Raw genomic sequence first — 20415 nt, 5'->3', positions numbered from 1 at the left:
GGGTGTTACAGCTAGGCACGGACTTAGGCGTACAGTTTCAGGGCCCCTTCGCGAGCAAGCTCGCTCCCACAGGAGAATGCATTCCAAATGTGGGAGCGAGCTTGCTCGCGAAGAACGATGACACGGTCTGAGGTAGTAGCCGGTTGTTACCCGAGCCTCCGGATAAGGTCTACCTTGAATACTCCCAAGCATGTCCTCCAGAGGAGTCCTCCCCATGGCCGCGAAAAAGATCCTGATGCTGGTCGGCGATTACGTCGAAGACTACGAAGTGATGGTGCCGTTCCAGGCCCTGCAAATGGTTGGTCACACCGTCCACGCCGTGTGCCCGGACAAGGTTGCCGGTAAAACCGTGCGCACTGCGATCCATGACTTTGAAGGCGATCAGACCTACAGCGAAAAGCCCGGTCACCTGTTCGCGCTCAACTTCGATTTCGCCAAGGTCAGCGAGGCCGATTACGACGCGCTGCTGATCCCCGGTGGTCGTGCCCCGGAATACTTGCGCCTCAACGAAAAAGTCCTCGATCTGGTGCGCGCCTTCGACAAGGCCGGCAAACCGATTGCCGCCGTCTGTCACGGCGCGCAATTGCTTGCGGCGGCGGGTGTACTTGAAGGCCGCGAATGCAGCGCCTATCCGGCCTGCGCGCCGGAAGTGCGACTGGCGGGCGGTACGTACATCGATATCCCGGTGACGGACGGCCACGTTCAAGGCAATCTGGCCACAGCCCCGGCATGGCCGGCGCATCCGAACTGGCTGGCCGGTTTCCTCGGCTTGCTCGGCACCAAAATCACCCTGTAACGAGGATCCGCCGATGTGCGAGCTCTACGTCAAGGCTGACCCGATTCTCTACGAATCACGCTCGCGTTCGCTGCGCATCTGCGGTGTGGTGACGACGTTGCGCCTGGAGAATCAGTTCTGGGACATCCTTAGCGAAATCGCCGAGGTCGACGGTATGACCACCAACCAGCTGATCGCCAAGCTGTATGAAGAGGTGATGGATTATCGCGGCGAAGTTGTGAATTTTGCCTCGTTCCTGCGGGTGAGTTGTACGCGCTATCTGAGTCAGCGGCGGGTGAATGTGCCGGAGTTGTCGGTGGTGCGGGCGGTGGTGAAATAGCCGGCACCGAGCTGCCTCATTCGCGAGCAGGCTCGCTCCCACTTTCGAGCGCGTTCTGCAACTGGAATGCGCTCAAATGTGGGAGCGAGCTTGCTCGCGAAAGGGCCGGTTCAAGCGACAGATATTCAGGACTGGTCTTTACTCTGAAGCGCCAAACCTCTCAATCGCCAAGGAGAAACGCGCATGTCCGGATGGTACGAAATCAGTAAAAGCAGCAACGGCCAGTTCAGGTTCGTGCTGAAAGCGGCGAATGCCGAAACGATTCTGACCAGCGAGCTGTACACCACTCGCGCTGCGGCCGACGGCGGCATCGCTTCGGTGCAAACCAACAGCCCGCTGGATGAGCGCTATGAGAAGAAGTCGACGAAGGACGGCCATCCGTACTTCAACCTGAAAGCGGCCAATCATCAGATTATCGGCAGCAGTGAATCGTATTCGTCGGAGGCGGCGTGCGATAAAGGCATTGCCAGTGTGAAGGCGAACGGACCGAGCAAAGTGATCAAGGACAAGACCTTGCCGGTGCTCTGACCTCACTTTCAAATCCACCAAAACCCCTGTGGGAGCGAGCTTGCTCGCGAAAGCGGTCGTTTACTCAACATCAATGTTGACTGAACTGACGCCTTCGCGAGCAAGCTCGCTCCCACAGGTATTTGTATATTGCAGTGAGATCAGCGCAGGGTTTTCAGGATTGCTTGCAACTGAGTCTGGCCCGCTTCACTCAGCGGAAACACCGGCAAGCGCGGATCGCCCACCTCCAGCCCGGTCTGCCGCAACCCTGCCTTGATCGTCGCCGGCAAGCCACCCTTGAGGATGAAATCCAGCAGCGGCAACTGGCGGTAAAACAAATCCCGCGCGCGATCCAGATCACCGGCCATGGCGGCCTCGTACAAGTCCAGATTCAACTGCGGGATCAAGTTCGGCGCCGCCGTGCACCAGCCTTTCGCCCCGGCCGCAAACGCTTCCAGTGCCAGCGGATTGCAGCCGTTGTAGAACGGCACCTGACCTTCGCCGAGCAATTGCAGTTTGTGCATGCGCTGAATATCGCCGGTGCTCTCCTTGACCATAGCCACGTTTTCCACGCCTTTGACGATGCGCAAAATCAGCTCCACCGACATGTCAGTGCCGCTGGTGGCCGGGTTGTTGTAGAGCATGATCGGCACGCCGATGCGCTCGCCAATAGCGCGGTAGTGAGCGAAGATTTCCGCCTCGGTGAGCTTCCAGTACGAAGCCGGCAGCACCATCACCACATCGGCACCGTGGCCTTCGGCGAAACGTGCGCGGCGCACGGCTTTGGCGGTGGTCAGGTCAGAAACGCTGACGATGGTTGGCACCCGTTTGGCGACGTGCTTGATGCTGAACTCGGCAACCTGATCCCACTCCGCATCGCTCAGGTAAGCGCCTTCGCCAGTGCTGCCCAACGGCGCGATGGCGTGGACGCCGCTGTCGATCAGGCGATCGATCGATTGACCGAGCGCTGGCAGGTCCAGCCCTTCGCCGTTGGCGCCGAACGGGGTGATGGTGTAGCCGATGATGCCGTGAATAGTGGACATGGGAATCTCTCCGTAACAGATTTCAGTTCAGGCAATCGGCGTGTTGGCGCAGGTTCTGCCGGGCGTAATAGTTGAAGGCGGCGGCGTGGCGTTTCGGCTTGGCGATCCAGTCATGGGCTTCGCGACCCAGTTCGGGAATGATCGGCTTGATCGTACCGGCCGCCATCGCCAGCAGTTGCAGTTTTGCCGCGCGCTCGATCAGTTGGGCGATGACACAGGCCTCTTCAATCGTTGTGCCGGTCGACAGTTGACCGTGGTGCGAAAGCACAATCGCGCGTTTGTCGCCCAGCGCGCCGGCAATCAGCTCACCTTCTTCATTGCCCACCGGCACACCCGGCCAGCCTTCAAGAAACGCGCAGTCGTCGTACAGCGGGCACAGGTCCATGTGGGAAATCTGCAACGGCACCTCCAGCATCGACAGCGCCGCGACGTGGGTCGGGTGGGTGTGGATGATGCAGTTCACATCGGGGCGGGCGCGGTACACCCAGCTGTGGAAACGGTTGGCCGGGTTGGCCATGCCGTGACCTTCGAGGACTTCCAGATCCTCGTTGACCAGCAGCAGATTACTCGCGGTGATTTCGTCGAAACCCAGCCCCAGTTGCTGCGTGTAATAGGTGCCGGGCTGAGGCCCACGGGCGGTAATTTGTCCGGCCAGACCGGAGTCGTGACCGTTCTCGAAGAGGATCCGGCAGGTCAGGGCCAGCTTTTGCCGGTCCGTCCACGTATTATCCGCCAGGCTTTTTTGCATCTGGGTCAGCGCTTGCTTGACCAGTTGGTCTTTGGGTAGTGCTAATGTCTTGGCCATGTCTGTGCCCTTTGGGTGATTGCAAATGACACGAAAGAGGCTATATGACACAAAGTGTCATTGGCAAGCACGAATCGTCGCTTCCTCCATGGAATAACTGTTTCGCATGTCTATCCGTTTGAAATTATTGAGAAAAAAACTTGGTGTAACCCTTGAGGCACTGGCCGAGAAATCCGGCATGACCAAGAGTTATCTGTCCAAAGTCGAACGTGGGCTGAACACGCCGTCGATTGCTGCCGCGTTGAAACTGGCGAAAGCGCTGAATGTGAAAGTCGAGGAATTGTTCTCCGAAGACAACGTCAGCCTCGACAGCTACAGCCTGGTGCGCAGCCATGAGCGCCAGTCACTGGCGGCGAATGACCAGAGTCCCGGGTACGCCGTGTTGGCCCATCAGGTCAGCGAGCGCAGTCTGCTGCCGTTCATCATCTACCCGCCGAGCGAGTTCACTGACAAAACGTTCAAAGAGCATTTGGGCGAAGAGTTTCTATTCGTCCACGAAGGGCAGGTCGAAGTGGATTTCATGAACGAAAAGGTGCTGCTGGAACGCGGTGATGCGCTGCACTTCAATGCACAGAAACCGCACCGGATCCGCTCGGTGGGGGAGGTGCAGGCGCAGTTGCTGGTGGTGGTGCACAGCACCGAGGAATGAGGTGTCAGCTAAAAGCTTCGCGAGCAAGCTCGCTCCCACAGTAGTCCGCGTTCCAATGTGGGAGCGAGCTTGCTCGCGAAGGCGTCGGCGCGGTCTACATCAAACCTCGACCGGCACCGACAACTTCGGATTGCCGAGCGCATGGCTCTTGGCATCAAAAAACCGCAACTCCACACCCGTGCCCTCAAACACCTGCGCGTAATGCCGCTTCTGATGCTGAACAAACGCCGCACTGCGCGGATAAATCGAGATCGCCACCACCTTCGGTTTCGCCAGGCGCAACGCCCGCACGATGTGCGCATCCTGCTCGCCTAACGCATGACCAAAAATGCACAAGCCGTCGCCATGCCCCAACAACTGCTGATAACAGAACGACAGATAATCCGAGCTGCGAATGGTCTTGAGTTTGTCCGCACTCGGCCCTTCGGTGACGAACAGCGGCACGTCATCCAGCGTCTTGATCGTGTTGTTGATGGCGAAGTTGCCGAGCAACGTGCCCTCGGTTGAGGTCAGCTTGCGCGCGGTGCCGTCCTGATTGCGCACCAGATGCAGACCACCGTGCAGGTACAACAGACGCGGTTTGTCGGTAGCCGTTTCGCTCAGATCAAAACTCGCATTGGCGCCGTTGAACAGATCGTCGATGGCGTCGCTTTGGTGTTGCAGCGCCCAGTAGTTGAGCAGGTCGTAATTGGTGGTGAACACGGTGCGATAGCGCGCCAGTTCTTCGTTCAACGTCGCCAGCGTCGAAGGCTTCACCAGTCGCCACGGAATGTGTACGGCGTGCACGGTGTTGATCAGCGCTTCCTTGATCGCGTAGTAGCGATTGCGCGGTGCCGCCGAGCTGACGGCCAAGGCCTTGTTGACCCGGCTGGTGGTTTTCAGTGCGCCGAGTACCTGCTCGAAACTGCGCGTTTGCATGGCGTCGAACACCGCCAGTTCCGACGGGCTGAGTGGTTTCTCCTCGACGGTCCGGGCGTTTTCGAACAGCGAGTCATAGCCGAAATCGTCCCACACCGCACGACTGGCGCCATTGCCCACCAGCAAACCGTTGAACTCGGTCGCGGCGCGCAGGGTGTTCCAGTCTTCAAGGCTGGCGTCGACATCCAGAAAATCGGTCATTGCGTAGGCGGTCTCAAAACAAAGGGGCTGATGGGCGGCGACTTTATCACGAGCGGGCATTGAGCCAGATCAACATCGCTCGTGACCGATCGGTCGATCCTGTGTGCATCCGCCGGATCGGCGCAGTCGATTCGGCCTCAGTCAGGAGATGCACGATGAGCAGCACCTTTTTCATTCCGGCGGTCAACATCATGGGCAGCGGCTGCCTCGACGAGGCCATGGTCGCGATCCGCAACTACGGTTTTCGCAAGGCGCTGATCGTCACTGACACAGGTCTGGCCAAGGCCGGCGTGGCGACCATGATCGCTGAAAAGCTGGCGATGCAGGACATCGACTCGGTGATTTTCGACGGCGCCAAACCGAACCCGAGCATCGCCAATGTCGAGTCGGGTCTGGGCTTGCTCAAGGAAAGTCGCTGCGATTTCGTCGTGTCGCTGGGCGGCGGTTCGCCGCACGACTGCGCCAAAGGCATTGCCCTGTGCGCGACCAATGGCGGGCAGATCCGCGATTACGAAGGCGTCGACCAATCGAGCAAGCCGCAACTGCCGCTGATCGCGATCAATACCACCGCCGGCACCGCCAGCGAAATGACCCGCTTCTGCATCATTACCGACGAATCGCGCCACGTGAAAATGGCCATCGTCGACCGTAACGTCACGCCGCTGCTGTCGGTCAACGACCCTGCGTTGATGCTCGCCATGCCCAAAGGCCTGACCGCCGCCACTGGCATGGACGCGCTGACTCACGCCATCGAGGCTTATGTCTCGACCGCCGCCAACCCGATCACCGACGCCTGCGCGCTGAAAGCCATGACCCTGATCAGCAACAACCTGCGCCTGGCCGTGCGCGACGGCGGTGATCTCGCCGCGCGGGAAAACATGGCTTACGCGCAGTTCCTCGCCGGCATGGCCTTCAACAATGCCTCGCTCGGTTACGTGCATGCGATGGCGCATCAGTTGGGCGGTTTCTACGACTTGCCTCATGGCGTGTGTAACGCCGTGCTGCTGCCCCACGTGCAGACCTTCAATGCGCTGGTGTGTGCCGAGCGGCTGACCGATGTGGCCCACGCCATGGGTGCGGATATTCGCGGTTTCAGTGCCGAAGAGGGCGCGCAGGCGGCGATCAATGCGATCCGCTGCCTGGCCAGGGATGTCGAAATTCCCGGTGGCTTGCGTGAACTCGGCGCCAAGCTCAGTGATATTCCGCTGCTCGCCACCAATGCCCTGAAAGACGCCTGCGGTTTGACCAATCCTCGGGCGGCGGATCAGCGCCAGATCGAGGAGATTTTTCGCAACGCGTTTTGATGGGCGCGGCAGGGTTAATTCTTGAAGGTCAGGTTTTGCCCTTGCCCTTGCCTTTAGCGATCACCGTAAACGTACGAACACGGACCCAGTCGGACAAATTCCCGTTGATGTTGTGAATGGCAGATATCCGGTGCGGTCCGGGAGGTAAGGGTTTTGTAATCTGTTTACTCCATTGCTTGAGGGAGTCGACGTCGGCTTTGGCAATCATCTCGCCGGTGTCCAGATCGATAATGCTAACGAAGCCTTCAGCTTTTGTGACATTTCCGGAAAAGACCGGAACAGCGCTTACCTGTGCTCCCTCTTTTGGTTCGACAATTACCGGGACGTCGATTGCTGGCTGCAGTAGCACGGTATACCTGCGCTCCTCACTCCAGTCTGACTTGATGCCTTCCCATGTCTGGTGGGCGCGAACCCCGTGCTGACCCGTCGACTGGGCACCGCTGATGCTGAACGCCCATCGTCCATTTGCGCTGACCTGTCCTGCACCGAGTGAATGCGTATTTTCAATGTTCCAGACCTGCACCAGAGCACCCGGTATACCGCTGCCGAGAAACAGTGTTGCAACTCCCGTTTTCTGGCCCTCTTCGGGGTACGTGATGGTTGGGGGCGGGACAGGTTGCGTATTGGGCTTGTCGGGAGTGCTCATTGTTCTTCTCGTTTCAGGCTGAACTTGAATCGAGAGGCTGGCATGACCGGTTGCGTTTTGAACCTGTAAGAACTACCAGTTTTTTAGCCTTTTTTACTTGATCAGTAATTTCGTTTTCTTCTAAAAAACTGTCATTTCTGTCAGTTGTCTGGTGTGGCTGCTTCGGATCGAATGCTCTGACAGCGGGGTCGACTCCGATCCTTCGAGGAGCACACGAACATGCCGAAAGCCAATGCACATAAAGCACGATCAGCCGGTGAGCTGGATCACACCTTTGCCCATTCGGGCCTGCAAACACTGCGGTTTCCAGCCGCGCGCAAAACCATCGGGAAAAGTGTCGCAGTGCTGCCTTCGGGACACATCATGGTCAGTACAACCGTCATCGATGCATCGGGAGCCTCGCATTACGGCCTGACGCGATTGCTCGCGGATGGTCATCTCGATACCAGCTTCGGCGATGACGGGTACCTTCGCGGTCAGTTTGTCAGGGGGCGATTGTCACAAGGCGGGAACCTGGCCGTCGGTGAGAGCGGCGTATTCTGGTTGTGCGCAGTGCTTGCAGATGCAGCAGGCAAGCTTGAGCAAATCATCGCTCGATTCAAACCGGACGGTACGCTCGATCCCGAATTTGGTGATGGACAGACAGGCTACCGAGTCGTGCCGATGCGTATTCCCGTGCTGAACAATGCCACGGGCGGCCGCTTGATATTGGCGCACTCCACTCCAGCGAAAGCGCTGCCGGACAGATTGCTTTTCGTCACCTCTCAAGGGGGCAGCGGGTTATTGACGCGTTTTTTTCTGGATGGCAAGGATGACCCGGAGTTTGCAGGCAAAGGCTGGATTCACCTGACGCTTTCCGGTGTGGCGATCACGTTGCACGGGGTTACGCAGTTGGACGATGGGCAGATTCTGGTTCATGGCAAGACAGAAGTGACCAACCAGGGTTTGGTCATGGCTTACGAGCGTTCCGGGCAGGTTGCCACGTCGTTCGGCAAGGACGGCACGCTGCTGCTGAATCTGCACAATGCCGGCGCACCGCTCGAAAGCTCGGTGAATCGCATCGTTGGGCAATCGGCGCAGCGCTTGTTGTTGATGGGATCGGCCGTCGAGTCGTCCGCCGGGGAAAAGCGTCAGCATGGCTTCATCAGCGGGATCACCCGCGACGGTGAGTTTGATCCAGCATTCAACGGCGGTGCGCCAGTCATTACTGCCGCAACGCGGCCACTGGATCTGAAAAGCTGGAGCGCAGGATTCGCGCTGAATGACTTCCCCGGTCCGCGAATCGTCACGGTCGGGCAGACCTCGGACGGCGAACGACGCTTACTCACCGGAGGCTTTTTGGTCGATGGTGCCGTGGATCCTGCATTTGATGTCGAAGGCGCCGCCGGTATCGAGTGGATTGCGCAGGACGCCTGTCTGCAGGAGTCGTCAGTGTTGGTACTGGGGCAGAGAAATGAAGCCGCTCATCTGGTGCGATTGTTGACGGTAGCGGACTGACGGGGAGGGCTGACAAGCCTTCGCTGAAGGGGCTGGCCTCTTCGCGAGCAAGCTCGCTCCCACAGTTGATCGCATTTCCCAGTTGAAATGCATTCCCCTGTGGGAGCGAGCCTGCTCGCGAAGACTGACTTCCAGACGCAGAAAAATCATGGATTCATGACATCAGTTAACAGCCAGTCCGTTCCTCTCAAGCATCCGAATCACCCCCCCCCCGCGATCACCAACATCGCCCCGCCACCCGCGCCGCCGTCAACTGCTTCTCGCTACCAAACGGGACATGCGCTTTGGTCTACTGATGATTCGGTTGAAAGGGCCGATACAGCAGGGGATAGTGCGCGGCTGAAAAAGTAATCAAGGAGCGGGAAGTGACAATGAAGTCTGGCTGGATCGGATGTGCGGCATTGTGCGGGTGGTTGCTGGCGGAGCAGGCATTGGCCGATTGCACGCCGGCGCCAAAGGCGCATGAGATGGATTTTTCCGTCTGTAAGGACTGGCCGGCGTATCCCGGACTGACGCTTACCGCCGCCGCCAATTTCTCGCCCGATCCGGTGTATGGCGAGTCAGAGACTATAGGGCTTTACGATCTGCGTTTGGCCTTGGTGGCGAGCGCAGACTCACAGCCGTTAGCGAGCTTTTATCAGCCATCCGCATTCTCTGTTGATGCCATCGCGCTGGACGAACTGAAATTCGATACCGCCCGCTATAAGCTCGCACCGCAATTGCAGGCCTTTGGCGTGCGAGTACGGTTCAAAGGCTCTTCGCGCGTGAATCCTGTGGATGAAGCCTGGTTGTCGCTCTATGTGAAAGACGGCAACGCATTGCGTCCTGTCATGGATCGGCTGGTGGTTTATGAATATGGCGGGGAGTGGGATGGCAATTGTGCGGGAGAGCGCTACGAGACTACGCGAACCGTGGCTCTGGCCAAGACCAGCAGCCATGGCTATGCCGATCTGATGATCAAAACGATCCGTAGTTCGACCGTTGGCGAGGGCGAGGGCGAGGGCGAGGCGTGTGTATCCAATACCGTCACGCAAAAACCGGTCTTGACGACACTTCGCTATGACGGCAAAAACTACGTAGTGCCTGAAGATTTCAAAGGCCTCTAAGACCGATGACTTTTACTCAAGGAAGAACAATGATTTCGCTTAACACACTGCTTGGCGTTTTCATCGCAACAGGTCTTTTGACCATCACCGCTGAAGTCCAGGCTGCCTGCGAAGTGAAAAAATTCGATGGCCATTCCCTTTCACGCTGCAAAGCGTGGCCGGCGTTCAACGATCAGTCGATTGCGGCGAAATCTTCATTTCTCTCGGATTCGGGCGACGATGAAATGGGGGTGTTCGATCTGGAATTGGCGCTCGTCAGTTCGACAAGCGGCAAGAGTCTCGCCACCTATGCCAAACCCGGTGCCTACAATTCCGATGCCATCAGTTTCGACGATCTGACCATCGATACGGCCCGTTACCGATTGGCTGCTGATGTCCGTGCGTTCGGTTTGCGTTCGAGATTCGCCAGCCACGGCTCCAGAGCCAATCCTTACGCAAAAACCGATCTGGCGTTGTATGTGCGCGAAGGCAACAAATTGCGCCCTGTGCTGGAAGGCTTGGTGATTCGCAAGGAGTTCGGCGAAGGGACGGATGAGTGTGGAACCGAGGACACGCAAATTCGCAGAACTATCGATATCGCACCGACGACTCACCATGGTTTCGCCGATCTGATCGTCAGCTCGAGTGGTTCAGTTTACAAATCCTTCCTGTCGGGCAAGGAGTGCATCTCGAAAACGATCGAGATGAAGAAAACTCGCGTCACCCTGACCTACGACGGCCAACAATACATCGTCCCCGAAGACCTCAGAGGCTACTGATCCGATGCTCACCGGCCTCAATCACCTGACCCTCGCGGTCAGCGATGTGCAGCGCAGCCTGGCGTTCTACCGCGATGTGTTGCAGCTGCGCGTCGACGCGACGTGGGACGCCGGTGCCTACCTGTCGCTGCCGGGACTGTGGTTGTGTCTGTCGCTTGATCCGCTGCGCAAAGCCGATGCGTGCAGCGATTACACCCATTACGCTTTCAGCCTCAATGCAGCCGATTTCTCAACGTTCGTAGCAAAGCTAAAAGCGGCGAACGTGCGGGAATGGCGGGATAACCGCAGCGAAGGTGCGTCGTTCTACTTTCTCGATCCCGATGGCCACAAGCTCGAAGCCCATGTCGGCGATCTCGCTTCACGGCTGTCGGCGTGTCGGCAAAAACCGTACTCCGGCATGCGTTTTTACGACGAGTCATGATCAGACACATTTGTCTGTTATAGACTGGCGGCCACGTGTTCTGGCGCTGCAGGTTTTCCATGACTCCATCGTTGCTAATGGCCGTGCTGGCCTCGGGTTTCATTTACGGCATTACGCCAGGGCCGGGTGTGCTAGCGGTGTTCGGCATCGGTGCAGCCCACGGGCGGCGGGCCGGGGCGGGGTTTCTTTGCGGGCATCTGCTCGGCGATGTGGTCTGGTGCAGCACCGCGCTGATCGCGATTGTCGGCGCCCGCGAGATCGGCAGCACCGCGTTTGATGTGCTCGGTGTGCTCAGCGGTGTGTACCTGTTCTGGCTCGGCTGGCGCGCGGTGCGCGCCCAGCGTCGCAGCGGTGACGCGCCGCAGGGCGCGGCGCGCAATCCGTTCTGGCACGGCATTCTGTTTGGTTTGACCAATCCCAAGGCCTATCCGGTGGCGGTCGCAACGTTCACCGCGCTGCTGTCGAGCCGTGCCGAACTGCTCAACTGGTCGATGCTACCGGCGCTGATTGCGCTGAGTTTCCTCGGTGGCTTGCTGGCCTACGCTATTCTCATCGGCGTGGTCGGCGCGCAGCGGGTACGCACGCTGTATCAGCGCCACGAACTGTTGATCACCCGGCTGTGCGGCGTGATGTTTATCGGTTTCGCCATCAACGCGCTGATGCATGCGCTGCCGGGGCTGATGCCGAACAAGGCTTGAAAGTGAGTGCAGGGAGGCGCAATCACGAGGTCAGGGATGGTTGATCAGTGCTGCATTACCCGGACACCCACGCTGAACCATGGAAAGCCGAAATTCCGCGCCGCTGGCGAGTTTTATCGATCTGTTGCTGGACGCCGTTTGCGCGGTCGACAAGCAGGGGCGCTTTGTTTTCGTCAGTGCCGCCTGCGAGCGTGTTTTCGGCTATTCGCCTGAAGAGTTGATCGGCCGGCAAATGATTGAGCTGGTGCACCCGGCGGATCGTCAGCGCACTCTCGCGGCTGCCAGCGAGATCATGGGCGGCGAACCCAAGCTCAACTTCGAAAACCGTTACTTGCGCAAGGATGGCAGCGTCGTGCATATCCTCTGGTCAGCGCGCTGGTCGGAAGTCGATCAACTGCGCATCGCGGTGGCGCGCGACATCACCGAACGCAAACAGGCTGAATCGCGCCAGGCAGCGCTGTACGCGATTTCCGAAGCGGCCCATGCGGCCGAAGATCTGCTGGCGCTGTTCAAGCGCATCCACCTGATCATCGGCGAGTGGTTGCCGGCGATGAATTTCTCGGTGGCGCTGTACGACGAGCACTGCGCGCAACTGAATTTCCCCTATCACGTCGACGACCACGAATTGCAGCCCGAGCAACCGGGTACGGTCACTGGACGCCTTTGCGCGGAAGTTATCCGTAGCGGCCAGCCGATTCTTCTGACGCCGGACAGTGAAGATTCCTCTGCCGATTTCGCCGAGCTGGTGGCGGGGCAGAACGCGCCTTGCTGGCTCGGCGTGCCTTTGAACTCGAAGAACGGCACCATCGGCGCCTTGATCGTCAAAAGCCTGCCCGGCGGCGAGCGCTACACCGAGCAAGACAAGGAACTGTTGCAATACGTCTGCGCCCAAGTCGCCACCGCCATCGAGCGCCAGCAACTGCACGCTCGCCTGCGACGCATGGCCCAATACGATCAACTGACGCAACTGCCCAACCGTGAATTGCTGCGTGATCGCCTGAAAGCCGCGTTGGCCGGCGCTCGCGAGCAATCCGGGCATATGGCCTTGTTATATGTCGACCTGGATCGCTTCAAACAGGTCAACGACACCTTCGGTCACGCGGTCGGCGACATGCTCCTGCAAACCGTGGCCAACCGCCTAAAAGGCTGCGTGCGGGAAACCGACACCGTGGCCAGAATTGGCGGCGATGAATTTGTCGTGCTGCTGCACAGCGTGCAGGTTTCGGAAGATGCTGACGGCGTGGCGGAAAAAATCCGACAGGTACTGGTACAACCAATGCGCCTCGATGGCCACAACCTGCACATCGAACCCAGCATTGGGGTCGCCCGCTATCCAGAGCACGGCAGGGAGGAGCAGCAACTGTTTCGCCATGCCGATCAGGCGATGTACGCCGCCAAACGCTTGAACCATCACGCGCTCAATGGCTGAAAAAGCGACGCCGTTCGTCGCAGCGACTGCAATTTTTCTAAACCTTTGCCGGTCAGAAAATTCTCAATCTAGGCGGGCACCTGCTCGCCACGATCATTACCAAGAGGTAGAGAATCATGCCTAATTCAAGAAACTCGAACTCGGGAAACTTCGCCAACGATCGAACGAAGGCCTCTGAAGCAGGTCGCAAAGGTGGGAAAACCACCACAACGACTGTCGACAAAGAGCCAAAACCAGACATGGGCCGCAAGCCCGCTCAGAAATCGAAGTAGTCGGTGAAGGTAGTTTTGATTGAGAGGCGGGGGCGTAAGCTCCCGCTTGAATTTCGCTAGGAAGGAGGGCGCGACCATGAGCCGGATGGCCACCCGTGTACGCATTATGAGTTTTGCATCGCTTTTGGGTCTGTTTGCCAGCAGTGCTTTTGCCCAGTCGCCCGCCGATTTCATCAACGATGCCTCGGCCAAAGGCATGGCCGACATCGAGGCCAGTCGTCTGGCCCACAGCAAGGCCGAATCGAAAGAGGTCAAGGACTACACCATCGTCGTCATCAACGACCGCACGACTGCCAACCAGCATCTGGCGAAAATCGCCAAGAAGCTCGATCTGCCTGTCGCGCCTCGTGAAGAACTGGCCGACAAGGCTAAAGAATTGATGCCGCAAGTGACCGACGGCGCCTCCTTCGATCAGGCGTACGCCGCCAGTCAGGTCAAAGCCACCGAAGAGGCCATCGAGCAGATTCAGCAGGAAGCGCAGACCACCGACGTGCCGGAGATCAAGGCGTTTGCCGACGAGACCTTGCCGAAGCTGCAAAGCCATCTGGAGATGGCCCGCCAGTTACAGGCCAGCCGCTAACTGCAAAAGATCGCAGCCTTCGGCAGTTCCTGCACCCGTTTCTGTAGGAGCTGCCGAAGGCTGCGATCTTTTGATTTTAAACCCTCAGCACTCATTCAAATCCTGCTTCGACTTACTCTTCTCACCCAGCCCCTCAAGGTTAAACACCTCACCCTCGCCCAACGAGCGGTAGTGCCTGCGCAACGCCTCCAACTGTTTCAGATCCAGCGCCTCCAGCCCAAGCATCGCGTTCTGCGCCTCTTTGGTCACCAACAACAACTCATCGATCTTCAAATGCAGAATGTCGGTATCGCGGTTCTGCGTGTTCTGGATCAGGAACACCATCAGGAAGGTGATGATGGTGGTTGAGGTGTTGATGATCAGTTGCCAGGTGTCGTTGTAGTCAAAGATCGGCCCGCTCAGTCCCCACAGCCCGATCAGGATCAATGCGCCCATAAAGGTCTTTGGACTGCCCGCCCACAAAGCGAGCTTCTGGGAAATCTTTGCGAATTTCATGGCCGTTTTCCTTATTGGGAAGAGTCTTGAAATTCAGACATCTGCGGCTGGTGGAAAATTCTAATTACAAATCCGCCCACGTCACTGGACGTTGGTAGGGCAGGCAGACGCGCCAGATAGCGGTATCGTGACCAACCGCTGGAATGCCCCCGACAGGAGAACGCAATGAGTTGGTCCGCCAAACAATACGTCGCTTTCGAAGATGAACGCACCCGCCCGGCCCGCGATTTGCTGGCGGCGATTCCCACGCCTGAAGCGAGGACAGTGGTCGATATCGGTTGTGGCCCCGGTAACTCGACGGAGCTGCTGGTGCAGCGTTTTTCCGGGGCGAAGGTCAGCGGGCTGGACAGCTCGGCAGACATGATCGACGCGGCTCGCAAGCGCTTGCCCCAGTTGCAGTTCGAGGTGGCCGAGATTGATCAATGGGCGGATGCAGGCCCCTACGATGTGATCTTCGCCAATGCCGTGCTGCAGTGGGTGCCGGATCACGCTTCATTGCTGCCGACATTGGCCCGCAAGTTGTCGGCGGGCGGCAGCCTGGCGATCCAGATGCCGGATAACCTCAATGAGCCCTCCCACCGTTTGATGCGTGAAGTCGCCGCGAATGGTCCGTGGGCGAGCAAGCTCAGCGGCGCTGCGGGGCAGCGTACCGACATGGCGAGCGCCAGTGATTATTTCTCGATGCTGCGGCCACACTGCGCGCGGGTCGATGTGTGGCGCACCACCTATCACCATCAGCTGTCAGGTGGGGCGGCGGGGGTGGTGGAGTGGTTCAAGGGCAGCGGGTTGATTCCGTTTTTGAGTCCGCTGACCGAGGCGGAAAAGGCGCAGTACCTGGAGCAGTATCTGGCGGAGGTTGAGAAGGCTTATCCGGCATTGGCGGATGGCTCGGTGTTGTTGCCATTTCCACGGTTATTCATTGTCGCGACTCGCTGAAATGAGCTGGACGTGTTGTTCGGCTGGAGATTTCGGGTGCGTTTTCGGACGGGCCCCTCACCCCAGCCCTCTCCCGAGGGAGAGGGAGCCGACCGGTGTTGTATTCGAAACCGGAGTTCGGCTCGATATTTCAGGTCGGCGTAACCCTAGAGAACAACTCGGTCAGTCCCCTCTCCCTTTGGGAGAGGGTTAGGGTGAGGGCTTCTGCACCGCCACCAACATCATCATCGGCCGCTCCCGCTCTTCCGCCAGCGCCGGTTGCGCCGCCACTTCAGCTTCGCTCGGCCCCCATTCATTGACATGACGAATCGAAAACCCTGCGTCGATCAACGAATTGAGCAATGTCCCGACCGTACGATGCTGCTTGATCACTCCCTCAGCCAACCAGTTCGTAACCCGCTCCCCCTCCAACTGATAGCTGTCCAGCGGCCAACGCTTGTTGCCTTCACTATCCACCAGCCAACCCGGATTACGCGGTGCCATAAAGATCGGGTGCTCAATGGAAAACACAAAGTGCGAACCCGGTTTCAGCGCTGTGTACAGGCGCGCAAACAGCCCCGGCAGATCTTTGATGTAATGCAGCGCCAGCGAGCTGTAAGCCAGATCGAAACTGCAAGCGGGCAGGTCGAGCTGTTCCAGGTCGGCGCGCTCATAGCGAATATTCGCCGCCGTCGGGGTCGCACGTGCGCGCTCCAGCATCTTCTCCGAGACATCAAGTCCCAAGACACTGGCGGCGCCATTCTCAAGCGCCCAGCGACTGAACCAGCCATAACCGCAGCCCAGATCCACCACGTTCAGGCCGTGCATGGAGGGCAACAGCGCCTTGAGCGCTGGCCACTCCGGCGCCGCGTCGAGGCCGCCGATGGAACGGTTCATCTGGCTGTAGCCTTGAAAGAATTCGGGATCGTCGTAAATGTTTTGCGTCATGGTGAATGGCTCTTTTGAGTTCGGTCGTCAACGGCAAAGTGGCCGCGATTGGAATCCCTCGAAAGTGATGGCGCGTATTCGTCGATGGCCGCGCAGGGGGAGGGTGGTGGGTGATGAGGAAATGCTAGTCGGTTGGGCGGGAGGTGAAAACCGGTGGAGTGTTGTGGGTCTGTAATGTCGGGGAAATCGCTATGTTTTATCGCCGCGTAAACATCTTCCGAGCGAAGTGTTTAAAGGCGTGCGGTGTTACGTCCTGAAGCCTACAAATCCTTGCGCCGTTGCCTACCGCTACGCCAGAATCCGCCGGCTTGTGCGCCTTTGGGGCAGTCGGTAACTTGGTTCGCGTCACTGATTTCCAGTGATCGGGTTTAGCAGCCACGCGTTTCCACCAAATCGTACAAGCGTCATTTAGCCAGGTTCTCCTGTGCTTAATGGTGGCTGTGCGCATGGCACCCTCGGGTGCGCCGGGATTTTGGTGGATTCGCCCGGTCTGCTAACTTGCGTACAGCCGCCACCCTTTCGTGTAGCAGCGGAATGGTCGTAGCCCTATTTTGGAATACACCACATGTTCAAAGTAACGCCCAATCCGCCGGAAACCGATCCGGCATCCCCCTACGAATCACCCAACTCAAAGAAATTCCACGAAGCCGCCGAACGCGCCCTCGACCACTATCTAAGCCCCACGGCCAGAATCATGGGTTCCACCCACGAACCCGAACCGATGTACCTCGCCAATCCTGCCTACGACACCGAATCCTTGCTGGCCAACGCCAGCGAAACACTCGGCTCGGCCACCACCATGCTCAACAACTTCGCCGCGTTGCTCGACACCTCACACCGCAAGACTGCACTCGGCATCGCGCAGGTCGTCATGTTGGGGGAATTGGCGGTGAATCAGGCACTGGATAAGGTCGTGCCGGCGGGGTAATCACAAAATCGTCGAGGTGTAGCAGACACAAAAAAACCGGCTCTAAAGGCCGGTTTTTTGTAATTGCGGCTACAGACATTCACGATTCAAGGCGCCAACATCCGCAACGCCGCCGAAGTCAAAAACGCCGAACGATTCTTCTCCTCCGGATGATGGTGAACGTGAAGATCAATGCGCTCAAGCAGGTAGCCCGGCAGCGTAATACTCACTTCTTGCGGACTCCCGAGGCACCGACCGACATCCGCGTCCACCAACGCCCAAACGCAGCCTGCGTATTTCGGATTGGAAAAGTGAGTTCCAAGTTTGCCTGCGACCGGAATGACTGCACCACTTTCGGCCAGAATCTCGATGTGGGCCTCTATGGCAGCTTTTGCCATCTTAACGGCATTCTCTTGATCCTCTCCTGCAGAAAAACATCCCGGCAGATCCGGCACCTCAACACCCCAGACACATTCACCGTCACTGGCAGAGATTGCGATTGGATAGAGCATCTAGATCAAACCCTTGAGCACGCAGCGCTTCTTATCGTTAGAGAGATCAAAGGGTAAAGGGGGATGGCGAATCTGCAATCAACGGTGTGTTTCTGAATGGTTCTGCAACGGGCTAAACGGTTAAAAACCGGAGTAGACAGTGAGGAACGGGAAATACCAGAATGAAAAAGCCCGGCACTTTGCCGGGTTTTTTTTAAAAATCAGTAAAGTAATCACGCCTGCTTTTCACGCGCTGCCAGCATCACTTCATTCTGTTTTTTGGTCGCTTCGGTCAGCACTTCACTGTAAACGCGCTTTTTTTCTTCCGATTTTGCATTCCGAATGAAGTCTGCGAATGGACTCGTGGACTCCTTTGTGGATCCGAATTTCATGAGGTTACTCCGTCATTGATCCCAAGCATGGCCATCAGGTCGTGTCTCGTATGCTTCTCGGGGATATGGTAGTCGATCTTGTCGACGCCAGCCTTGTAAAGGCGTCCAGAATTATCAATGTGCTTCACGAGCAGATCGACATGAATGTCCTTGCCAAACTCTAGCTTAAGGGTGTTTACCACGTCACGCGCTGCAAAGTATTGGTCGACGAAATGCTCCGGTCGAATCCTGCGTCCTTCGGCTTCCTCACGGGCTCTGACAAAGGACCACGCAAGTCTAGGATCTTGATAGACGTAGAGAATTTGCACAAATCTCCCTTTGTCTAGGCAGCGCTGCACATTTTTCCTTGCGATCTCTATATTGGAAAGCGTCCCGTCCAGCAGGAAAGACTGTTTTCGCTCCAAGGCAAGGTCAATCAGCTTTCCGACGAGAATTGAAACGGCTCCTTGGAAAAGCCAGGCATTGCCACCTTGATAGGCTTCAAATTCGTTTCTGAGCTCGTCTGGGTCGATTCGCAGGATGGGGGTATCGGAGAAGAGGTTCAGCAGGGCTAATGATGCCTCTGTTTTACCTGCGCCCGGCGAACCTGCCATGAATACCGAAACAGGCTCTTTTTCGGGAGGATAGGTTGTCTGATCGGTTAGCCGCTTACCGATAGCTTTCTTGTTTGATCGAGCAAACTTGATTGCACCATCCCAGATGGTCTGCTCCTCTTCCGTCATTCCCTGCCTTTTATCTTCATGCACTGAGCGCGCAACCTCTTAGAGTGAGCAGTGATTTGCCGTGTGCTCCAGATTCTCTTCTCTGTACCGAGCACCACATGTAGTCATTCCCTTGAACAGACTGCACTTGTTGTCATTAGAGAAACCGAAGCGTAGAGGGGACTGGCGAATCTGCAATCAACGGAGTGTTTCTAAAAGGTTCCGTACTGCCCAAGTGGCCAACCTCAAATCCCAGGCACAAAAAAACCGGCCATCAAGGCCGGTTTTTTCTGTTCCTGCATCCCCCGTCAAAAATCACAACGTGAGACCAATATTCGAGTGGAGCGGGTAGAGGGAATCGAACCCTCGTCGGAAGCTTGGGAAGCTACTGTTCTACCATTAAACTATACCCGCTCAGAGCGGCTGACTTTGTACCAGACTCGGCCACGGATTTGAAGTTTTTCTTTTACTCATGAACGCTTTGAATCACTGAAAACGGTCAATCGCGGGCGAGCACTGCGGTGAGAAAAGCAAAATCCCAGCCCGGCAGCCTCGCTCGCGACGACACCCTTTCAAATAGCCAATGCATGTTGATCCTGAACAAACGAGTAACGCGTTCGGCTAGCCTGCTGCGCCGGTTTCAGAAAGCCAAGCAAGGCGTTCTGGCTATCGCGACACGCGGCCTTGTGTTCCATGTCGAGAAAATGCCCGGTGGCCTGCAGCGTGGTGAACGTGCTCTGCGCCACGTGGTTGCCAAACAGGCGTGCATCTTCGGCAGCGGTGTATTCGTCCCATTCGCCGTTTAGAAACAGCACTGGCACGTTGATCTTTTTCGCTGCGTTCAGATAGCACTGCCGATCGCTGTGCAGCACGTCGCTGATGTGGAAGTGCATCTGCCCGTATTCGTGCTCGGCGAGGCTGCTGACGTGGCGATAGTTGAAGCGTTTGAACAACGACGGCAGGTGTTTGCCGATGGTGTTGTTGACCAGATGGCCGACGCGGTCGCCGTCGCGCTGGCCGAGGTAGTCGACGCCGCGTTCGAGGTAGTCGAGCATGTGCGCGTTGATTACTGGCGAGAACGAGCTGATCACCGCCCGTTCGATGCGCCGTGGCTGGTGGGCGAGGGCGACCAGGGTCGCGGCGCCGCCCCAGGAGAACGACAGCACGTGTTCGGCGGCGAAGTGGTCGATCAGCTCGAGCAGAATCTGCCCTTCGACGTCCTTCGTCAGATGTTTCTCGTGGCGGTTGTGGGCTTTTGACCGGCCCGCGTAGGGCTGGTCGTAGCAGACCACGTTGAATTGCGGGTGCAGGTTTTTCACAGTCTGTGCAAACGACGCAGTCGTGGCCATCGAGCCGTTGACCAGGATGATGGTCTTTTCTGCGGCGTCTGCGCGATAGAACTCCGTGTAAACCCGATACTGACCCTGTATATCCAGCACAGCGATTTCTGGCCTCATGTCATAAGACTCCTGGCAAGCAAGCGGGTATGCGCGCAAATAGAGATTGCACGAGCTTTGTGACAGGTAGGCATACGCCTGGAATTTGCTTGGCCCATGTCGATCCATGACTGCGGTCGACGGGTATTGTTATTGGCGGGCAGTCTGCCGGCTGAGGCGG

The 20415-nt window shown here is 57.7% G+C and carries 25 protein-coding genes and 1 tRNA gene; 15 read left to right on the top strand and 11 right to left on the bottom strand.

All coding sequences use genetic code 11. The annotated features are described in order from the left end of the window. The first annotated feature begins 214 nt into the window (after positions 1-214). The 3 genes from BMY54_RS23700 (at position 215) to BMY54_RS23690 (ending at position 1643) form a co-directional block, all read left to right on the top strand. A complete protein-coding gene (locus tag BMY54_RS23700) occupies positions 215-796 on the top strand; it encodes a DJ-1/PfpI family protein (RefSeq protein WP_093438544.1) in 582 nt (193 codons plus the stop codon). A 13-nt stretch (positions 797-809) separates the two neighbouring features. Then, positions 810-1115: a ribbon-helix-helix domain-containing protein gene (locus BMY54_RS23695; RefSeq protein WP_093438539.1), complete on the top strand. Its 306-nt coding sequence runs from the start codon at positions 810-812 to the stop codon at positions 1113-1115. 183 nt (positions 1116-1298) lie between these two features. Further along, positions 1299-1643 carry a YegP family protein gene (locus BMY54_RS23690; RefSeq protein WP_093438535.1) on the top strand — a complete coding sequence of 115 codons (345 nt, stop codon included), beginning with the start codon at positions 1299-1301 and terminating at the stop codon, positions 1641-1643. A 140-nt stretch (positions 1644-1783) separates the two neighbouring features. Here the strand turns inward: BMY54_RS23690 and BMY54_RS23685 are convergent, their stop codons facing one another. Then, positions 1784-2665: a dihydrodipicolinate synthase family protein gene (locus BMY54_RS23685; RefSeq protein ID WP_093438531.1), complete on the bottom strand. Its 882-nt coding sequence runs from the start codon at positions 2663-2665 to the stop codon at positions 1784-1786. Between the two features lie 22 nt (positions 2666-2687). Continuing rightward, positions 2688-3470 carry an aldolase gene (locus tag BMY54_RS23680; RefSeq protein WP_077571483.1) on the bottom strand — a complete coding sequence of 261 codons (783 nt, stop codon included), beginning with the start codon at positions 3468-3470 and terminating at the stop codon, positions 2688-2690. Positions 3471-3576: 106 nt separating this feature from the next. Here BMY54_RS23680 and BMY54_RS23675 point away from each other — a divergent pair, with 106 nt between their 5' ends. Further along, positions 3577-4119 carry a helix-turn-helix domain-containing protein gene (locus tag BMY54_RS23675; RefSeq protein ID WP_093438526.1) on the top strand — a complete coding sequence of 181 codons (543 nt, stop codon included), beginning with the start codon at positions 3577-3579 and terminating at the stop codon, positions 4117-4119. Positions 4120-4218: 99 nt separating this feature from the next. Here the strand turns inward: BMY54_RS23675 and BMY54_RS23670 are convergent, their stop codons facing one another. After that, positions 4219-5238, bottom strand: a complete 1020-nt coding sequence (locus BMY54_RS23670) for a DUF4917 family protein (protein WP_093438521.1) — start codon at positions 5236-5238, stop codon at positions 4219-4221. A gap of 155 nt (positions 5239-5393) precedes the next feature. On the opposite strand from BMY54_RS23670, the gene yiaY reads away from it, so the two are divergent. Then, positions 5394-6542, top strand: a complete 1149-nt coding sequence (gene yiaY / locus BMY54_RS23665) for an L-threonine dehydrogenase (RefSeq protein ID WP_093438516.1) — start codon at positions 5394-5396, stop codon at positions 6540-6542. A gap of 28 nt (positions 6543-6570) precedes the next feature. Here yiaY and BMY54_RS23660 read toward each other — a convergent pair whose 3' ends face one another. Further along, on the bottom strand, positions 6571-7188 hold the full coding sequence (locus tag BMY54_RS23660) for a hypothetical protein (protein ID WP_093438511.1): 618 nt from the start codon (positions 7186-7188) through the stop codon (positions 6571-6573). 219 nt (positions 7189-7407) lie between these two features. On the opposite strand from BMY54_RS23660, the gene BMY54_RS23655 reads away from it, so the two are divergent. From BMY54_RS23655 to BMY54_RS23620, 8 genes are all read left to right on the top strand, one after another. Then, a complete protein-coding gene (locus tag BMY54_RS23655) occupies positions 7408-8685 on the top strand; it encodes an NHL repeat-containing protein (protein ID WP_093438507.1) in 1278 nt (425 codons plus the stop codon). 371 nt (positions 8686-9056) lie between these two features. Beyond that, a complete protein-coding gene (locus tag BMY54_RS23650; RefSeq protein WP_093438503.1) occupies positions 9057-9791 on the top strand; it encodes a PA3715 family protein in 735 nt (244 codons plus the stop codon). Between the two features lie 5 nt (positions 9792-9796). Then, on the top strand, positions 9797-10549 hold the full coding sequence (locus tag BMY54_RS23645) for a PA3715 family protein (RefSeq protein ID WP_371914460.1): 753 nt from the start codon (positions 9797-9799) through the stop codon (positions 10547-10549). 4 nt (positions 10550-10553) lie between these two features. Then, on the top strand, positions 10554-10970 hold the full coding sequence (fos, locus tag BMY54_RS23640; protein WP_093438492.1) for a fosfomycin resistance glutathione transferase: 417 nt from the start codon (positions 10554-10556) through the stop codon (positions 10968-10970). Positions 10971-11029: 59 nt separating this feature from the next. Next, a complete protein-coding gene (locus tag BMY54_RS23635; RefSeq protein ID WP_093438488.1) occupies positions 11030-11668 on the top strand; it encodes a LysE family translocator in 639 nt (212 codons plus the stop codon). Between the two features lie 79 nt (positions 11669-11747). After that, on the top strand, positions 11748-13097 hold the full coding sequence (locus BMY54_RS23630; protein ID WP_093438483.1) for a diguanylate cyclase domain-containing protein: 1350 nt from the start codon (positions 11748-11750) through the stop codon (positions 13095-13097). Between the two features lie 116 nt (positions 13098-13213). Beyond that, positions 13214-13369, top strand: a complete 156-nt coding sequence (locus BMY54_RS23625; protein ID WP_007911485.1) for a KGG domain-containing protein — start codon at positions 13214-13216, stop codon at positions 13367-13369. Between the two features lie 76 nt (positions 13370-13445). Continuing rightward, a complete protein-coding gene (locus tag BMY54_RS23620; protein ID WP_093438478.1) occupies positions 13446-13949 on the top strand; it encodes a DUF4142 domain-containing protein in 504 nt (167 codons plus the stop codon). Between the two features lie 84 nt (positions 13950-14033). Here BMY54_RS23620 and BMY54_RS23615 read toward each other — a convergent pair whose 3' ends face one another. Beyond that, entirely contained in the window at positions 14034-14444 is a 411-nt protein-coding gene (locus tag BMY54_RS23615) for a low affinity iron permease family protein (protein ID WP_038358294.1), read from the bottom strand. A gap of 165 nt (positions 14445-14609) precedes the next feature. Between BMY54_RS23615 and tam the strand changes: the two genes are divergently transcribed. Then, positions 14610-15380, top strand: a complete 771-nt coding sequence (tam, locus tag BMY54_RS23610) for a trans-aconitate 2-methyltransferase (RefSeq protein ID WP_093438473.1) — start codon at positions 14610-14612, stop codon at positions 15378-15380. 189 nt (positions 15381-15569) lie between these two features. Here tam and BMY54_RS23605 read toward each other — a convergent pair whose 3' ends face one another. Beyond that, the gene (locus BMY54_RS23605) at positions 15570-16307 is read right to left on the bottom strand and encodes a class I SAM-dependent methyltransferase (RefSeq protein WP_093438468.1); all 738 of its coding nucleotides are present in this window, start codon (positions 16305-16307) and stop codon (positions 15570-15572) included. A 565-nt stretch (positions 16308-16872) separates the two neighbouring features. Between BMY54_RS23605 and BMY54_RS23600 the strand changes: the two genes are divergently transcribed. Then, positions 16873-17235 (top strand): DUF6124 family protein, encoded by a 363-nt coding sequence (locus BMY54_RS23600; protein ID WP_093438463.1) that lies wholly within the window; start codon positions 16873-16875, stop codon positions 17233-17235. Positions 17236-17321: 86 nt separating this feature from the next. On the opposite strand, the gene BMY54_RS23595 is transcribed toward BMY54_RS23600, so the two are convergent. From BMY54_RS23595 to BMY54_RS23580, 5 genes are all read right to left on the bottom strand, one after another. Next, positions 17322-17726: a type II toxin-antitoxin system HicB family antitoxin gene (locus tag BMY54_RS23595; protein WP_093438459.1), complete on the bottom strand. Its 405-nt coding sequence runs from the start codon at positions 17724-17726 to the stop codon at positions 17322-17324. A 212-nt stretch (positions 17727-17938) separates the two neighbouring features. After that, positions 17939-18097, bottom strand: coding sequence for a hypothetical protein (locus tag BMY54_RS30670; RefSeq protein ID WP_175559654.1), 159 nt, complete (start codon positions 18095-18097; stop codon positions 17939-17941). Next, complete coding sequence (locus BMY54_RS23590) at positions 18094-18819, bottom strand: zeta toxin family protein (RefSeq protein WP_093438455.1); 726 nt, start codon at positions 18817-18819, stop codon at positions 18094-18096. The genes BMY54_RS30670 and BMY54_RS23590 overlap by 4 nt, the downstream gene beginning before the upstream one ends. A gap of 319 nt (positions 18820-19138) precedes the next feature. Further along, positions 19139-19212: transfer RNA gene (locus tag BMY54_RS23585), tRNA-Gly, on the bottom strand. Between the two features lie 158 nt (positions 19213-19370). Continuing rightward, positions 19371-20255 carry an alpha/beta fold hydrolase gene (locus BMY54_RS23580; protein ID WP_093438451.1) on the bottom strand — a complete coding sequence of 295 codons (885 nt, stop codon included), beginning with the start codon at positions 20253-20255 and terminating at the stop codon, positions 19371-19373. Positions 20256-20415 lie beyond the last annotated feature (160 nt).

Source organism: Pseudomonas sp. ok266 (assembly GCF_900110195.1).
Classification (GTDB): Bacteria; Pseudomonadota; Gammaproteobacteria; order Pseudomonadales; family Pseudomonadaceae; genus Aquipseudomonas; species Aquipseudomonas neuropathica.
Note: the sequence above shows the minus strand (reverse complement) of the source record. Positions and strands in the feature narration are given on the sequence as shown.

Excerpts from the sequence above, each read along its gene's own strand:
- BMY54_RS23675 (WP_093438526.1), top strand. The coding sequence starts at position 3,577 with ATGTCTATCCGTTTGAAATTATTGAGAAAAAAACTTGGTGTAACCCTT.
- BMY54_RS23625 (WP_007911485.1), top strand. The coding sequence starts at position 13,214 with ATGCCTAATTCAAGAAACTCGAACTCGGGAAACTTCGCCAACGATCGA.
- BMY54_RS23670 (WP_093438521.1), bottom strand. The coding sequence starts at position 5,238 with ATGACCGATTTTCTGGATGTCGACGCCAGCCTTGAAGACTGGAACACC.
- BMY54_RS23630 (WP_093438483.1), top strand. The coding sequence starts at position 11,748 with ATGGAAAGCCGAAATTCCGCGCCGCTGGCGAGTTTTATCGATCTGTTG.
- BMY54_RS23655 (WP_093438507.1), top strand. The coding sequence starts at position 7,408 with ATGCCGAAAGCCAATGCACATAAAGCACGATCAGCCGGTGAGCTGGAT.
- yiaY (WP_093438516.1), top strand. The coding sequence starts at position 5,394 with ATGAGCAGCACCTTTTTCATTCCGGCGGTCAACATCATGGGCAGCGGC.
- BMY54_RS23635 (WP_093438488.1), top strand. The coding sequence starts at position 11,030 with ATGACTCCATCGTTGCTAATGGCCGTGCTGGCCTCGGGTTTCATTTAC.
- BMY54_RS30670 (WP_175559654.1), bottom strand. The coding sequence starts at position 18,097 with ATGAAATTCGGATCCACAAAGGAGTCCACGAGTCCATTCGCAGACTTC.
- BMY54_RS23615 (WP_038358294.1), bottom strand. The coding sequence starts at position 14,444 with ATGAAATTCGCAAAGATTTCCCAGAAGCTCGCTTTGTGGGCGGGCAGT.
- BMY54_RS23685 (WP_093438531.1), bottom strand. The coding sequence starts at position 2,665 with ATGTCCACTATTCACGGCATCATCGGCTACACCATCACCCCGTTCGGC.
- BMY54_RS23660 (WP_093438511.1), bottom strand. The coding sequence starts at position 7,188 with ATGAGCACTCCCGACAAGCCCAATACGCAACCTGTCCCGCCCCCAACC.
- BMY54_RS23580 (WP_093438451.1), bottom strand. The coding sequence starts at position 20,255 with ATGAGGCCAGAAATCGCTGTGCTGGATATACAGGGTCAGTATCGGGTT.
- BMY54_RS23645 (WP_371914460.1), top strand. The coding sequence starts at position 9,797 with ATGACTTTTACTCAAGGAAGAACAATGATTTCGCTTAACACACTGCTT.
- BMY54_RS23595 (WP_093438459.1), bottom strand. The coding sequence starts at position 17,726 with ATGCTCTATCCAATCGCAATCTCTGCCAGTGACGGTGAATGTGTCTGG.
- BMY54_RS23695 (WP_093438539.1), top strand. The coding sequence starts at position 810 with ATGTGCGAGCTCTACGTCAAGGCTGACCCGATTCTCTACGAATCACGC.
- BMY54_RS23605 (WP_093438468.1), bottom strand. The coding sequence starts at position 16,307 with ATGACGCAAAACATTTACGACGATCCCGAATTCTTTCAAGGCTACAGC.
- BMY54_RS23700 (WP_093438544.1), top strand. The coding sequence starts at position 215 with ATGGCCGCGAAAAAGATCCTGATGCTGGTCGGCGATTACGTCGAAGAC.
- BMY54_RS23690 (WP_093438535.1), top strand. The coding sequence starts at position 1,299 with ATGTCCGGATGGTACGAAATCAGTAAAAGCAGCAACGGCCAGTTCAGG.
- BMY54_RS23680 (WP_077571483.1), bottom strand. The coding sequence starts at position 3,470 with ATGGCCAAGACATTAGCACTACCCAAAGACCAACTGGTCAAGCAAGCG.
- BMY54_RS23600 (WP_093438463.1), top strand. The coding sequence starts at position 16,873 with ATGTTCAAAGTAACGCCCAATCCGCCGGAAACCGATCCGGCATCCCCC.
- BMY54_RS23650 (WP_093438503.1), top strand. The coding sequence starts at position 9,057 with ATGAAGTCTGGCTGGATCGGATGTGCGGCATTGTGCGGGTGGTTGCTG.
- tam (WP_093438473.1), top strand. The coding sequence starts at position 14,610 with ATGAGTTGGTCCGCCAAACAATACGTCGCTTTCGAAGATGAACGCACC.
- BMY54_RS23590 (WP_093438455.1), bottom strand. The coding sequence starts at position 18,819 with ATGACGGAAGAGGAGCAGACCATCTGGGATGGTGCAATCAAGTTTGCT.
- BMY54_RS23620 (WP_093438478.1), top strand. The coding sequence starts at position 13,446 with ATGAGCCGGATGGCCACCCGTGTACGCATTATGAGTTTTGCATCGCTT.
- fos (WP_093438492.1), top strand. The coding sequence starts at position 10,554 with ATGCTCACCGGCCTCAATCACCTGACCCTCGCGGTCAGCGATGTGCAG.